This is a genomic window from Nocardia sp. NPDC060220, assembly GCF_042727815.1.
In the GTDB taxonomy this organism is placed as follows: Bacteria; Actinomycetota; Actinomycetes; order Mycobacteriales; family Mycobacteriaceae; genus Nocardia.
The window spans coordinates 1-3,008 of the sequence record NZ_JBHWZY010000829.1 but is presented as its reverse complement, the minus strand read 5'-3'; the positions used below and the strand labels follow the sequence as shown (position 1 = coordinate 3,008).

Sequence of the window (3,008 nt, the reverse complement as noted above, 5' to 3'; positions counted from 1 at the left end):
GGTCCTCGGTGATCTGGAGGACGGCGCCCAGGCTCACCCCGGCGCGGGTCGCGTACTGCTCGGCTTTCGCCTTCGCGTCGTCGTAGGCCGCGTCGCGGGCTTGCTCGAGCAGGGGGGCCGGGTCGGCGACGCCCCGGGTGAGGCCGCCGAGGCGGACGTCGTCGCCGCCCGCGTTCACCGCGGCGGCGACCGTTTCGGCGGGGTCGATGCCGGTGCCTTCGCGCAGCGACACACTGAGGCCGGTGGAGGCCAGGTATCCGGCGATCTCGTTGCGCCCGTTGTCGGTGTAGACGGTTTCGGTGCGCACGCTCAGGCCGCTGGTGGCCATGTCCGCGTCACTCACCCCGGCGGTTCGCAGTGCCGCGACGACCGCGCTCACCCGGTCACCGGCACGCCCGTAGGCCCCGGCGACGGTGTCGGCGCGCGATTCCACCGACAACGTCAACCGGATCAGATCGGGGACCGCGCGCACCACACCGCGCCCGAAGGTGGTCGTGCTCGCCTGCCAGGACTTCTTGCTCACCGCGGTACTCCTGTCGGTCGATGGCTGCTGTGCTGCTCAACGTCTCGCGTGAGGACCGAGTTCCGCCGGGCGGTCAGTAGTTCTCGGCGTTGCCCGAGATGGTTCGGACAGTGGCTTCCATCTGCGCGTACGCCCCGGCCGCGAGCCGTTGCAGCAGGGCGAGTTTCAGTTGCGGGTGCTGCTCGGCGAGCTCGTCGAACACGGCCGCGCTCATCACCGCCACCCGCAGCCCGGTCTCGGCGACGATGTCGTTGACGAAATTCTCGCCGGTCAACATCGGGATCTCGCCGAACGACATCCCCGACGACAACGTCACCAACCGGTGCACCCGCCCGTCGGTACCGGCGAAGGTGGCCCGCACCCGCCCGGCGAGAATCAGATACAGCCCGGACCGTGGCTCGCCGCGCTCGGCGATCACCTCGCCGCGGGCGAAGGTGCGGGCGACGAAATCCGCGCACAGCCGGTCCCGGTCGGCGGGGGCGAGTCCAGCCAGCAGCGGATGCTCGTCGAGGTCGATCGACGCGGCGGCGCGCGTTCCCGGCGGCCGATGCCGGTCGAGCACGATGTCCTCACACCATTCGGTCGCGGTGTCGCGATCGACGAACACCCGCCCGCGCGGATCGTCCGGATCCAGACTCGACACCTCGTGACCGAGCTTGGCATCGGGATCGACCAGCGCCACCCGGCTGCCCCGGCGCACCAGCTCGGCCTGCAACTGCTCGACCATCCCGCGAGCCACCTGACTCACCTCACCGACCCGGCGCAGGTCGATCACCAGCGCGTCGAGCTCGTCGGCGTTGCCTTCGATCGCCCGCACCGCCCGTTCGGCACCGGCGAACAACAGGTCGCCGTGCAGCTCGTAGACCCGCGCACGGTCACCATGGGCGGCCAGCACCTCGGCGTCCTCGGGGGTGCGGCGCAGTCGCGACGGCAGCTGCGCGACCGAGTAGTCGGCGCGGATCGCGGTGCGCGCCGATCGGGTCACGTGACAGAAGTGCAGTTCGAGCCGGCGCGACAGCTCCCGGCACGCCGCCACCCCGCGCACACTGTTGCCCTGTCCGTCCAGCCTCGGTGAATACACCGAGATCCCGAGCTGACCGGGCAGCACCGCGATGATCCCGCCGCCGACCCCGCTCTTGGCGGGCAGCCCGACCGTGGTCACCCAGTCACCGGCGGCGTTGTACATGCCGCAGGTGGTCATCACACTGAGCACCCGTTCGGTGAGCGAGGTCGACAGCGCCCGTTCACGAGTCTTCGGATTGACTCCGTTGTCGGCCAGGGTTGCCGCCATCACGGCCAGATCGGTGCAGGTGATCTCGATCGAGCACTGCCGGAAGTACCGGTCGACCACGTCGTCCGGATCGACGTCGATGATGCCGACCGAGCGCAACATGTACCCGATCGCCCGATTGCGGTACCCCGTGCGGGCTTCGGATTCGTAGACCGCCTCGTTCATCGTCAACTCGCGCCCGGCGAAGCGGGAGTAGCAGCGACGGACCCGCTCGAACTTGTCGGCGGCGTCGCGGCCGTCGATCAGCGAGGCCGCGGTGATGGCCCCGGAGTTGATCATCGGGTTGCTCGGGCGCTGAGTGTCGGGTTCGAGGCTGATCTCGTTGAACGGTTCACCCGACGGCTCCACGTCGATGTGCTCGGCCACCCCGTCGAGTCCGCGATCGGCCAGCGCCAGTGCGTAGGTGAACGGCTTGGAGATGGACTGGATGGTGAACCCGATGCCGGTGTCGCCGACCTGGTAGACGAGTCCGTCGGCGGTCGCCAGGCACAGTCCGAACGAATCCGGTGCGACGGCGGCGAGCTCGGGGATGTAGTCGGCGGGTGCGCCGGAGGTGTCGTCGCGACAGACCGCGTACACCTCGTCGAGCATGCCCGCCACCACACCCGGGTCGATCGTGCGCGTCGCGCCGTGCGGTCGAGTCACAGCGTCACTGTAGGTCGCAGCGCTGGTGGCCCGGTCCTGGACGCGCAGGGGAGATTGTCCTCACAGCCCAGAACTCGGTGAGGTAAGCCTTGGTCGAACCCGATTTCTGCCCGCGCGTCCTGTTCACCGGGCCTGCGGCGGTATCGTCGTCGCGACCGTAGCGCTCGCCGTGCCCGTGCTGGGAAGGGCCCGCGAGCCTGTGCCCGTCCCGCGGGCAAATACACTGGGCTGATCACAATGTAGTCCGGAGGGAGCGAGTTCAGGTGGGAGTGCTGTCGCGGGTGGATTCACCCGAAGATCTGCGCCGGCTGAGCGTGCCGCAGCTGCGGGAACTGGCGGACGAGATCCGCGAGTTCCTGGTGCAGAAGGTCGCCGCCACCGGAGGCCATCTCGGCCCCAATCTCGGGGTGGTCGAGCTGACCATCGCCTTACACCGGATTTTCGATTCGCCCGCCGATCCGTTGATCTTCGACACCGGCCACCAGGCGTATGTGCACAAGATCCTCACCGGTCGCAAGGATCGCTTCGACTCGCTGCGCAGCCGTGACG

The 3,008-nt window shown here is 69.1% G+C and carries 3 protein-coding genes; 1 reads left to right on the top strand and 2 read right to left on the bottom strand.

What is annotated here, in order from left to right; translation table 11 throughout:
• Both ACFWF3_RS30350 and glsA read right to left on the bottom strand, forming a co-directional pair.
• A partial coding sequence (locus ACFWF3_RS30350; RefSeq protein ID WP_379317097.1) for an SIMPL domain-containing protein occupies positions 1 to 523 on the bottom strand: 523 nt, incomplete at its 3' end.
• Positions 524 to 596: 73 nt separating this feature from the next.
• Entirely contained in the window at positions 597 to 2,405 is a 1,809-nt protein-coding gene (glsA, locus tag ACFWF3_RS30345) for a glutaminase A (RefSeq protein ID WP_379317099.1), read from the bottom strand.
• 317 nt (positions 2,406 to 2,722) lie between these two features.
• On the opposite strand from glsA, the gene ACFWF3_RS30340 reads away from it, so the two are divergent.
• Positions 2,723 to 3,008: 1-deoxy-D-xylulose-5-phosphate synthase N-terminal domain-containing protein (locus ACFWF3_RS30340; RefSeq protein WP_379317095.1), on the top strand; the 286-nt coding region annotated here is incomplete at its 3' end.

What these genes read in the sequence shown, in the direction of transcription:
- glsA (WP_379317099.1), bottom strand. Translation starts at nt 2,405, where the DNA reads ATGCTCGACGAGGTGTACGCGGTCTGTCGCGACGACACCTCCGGCGCA.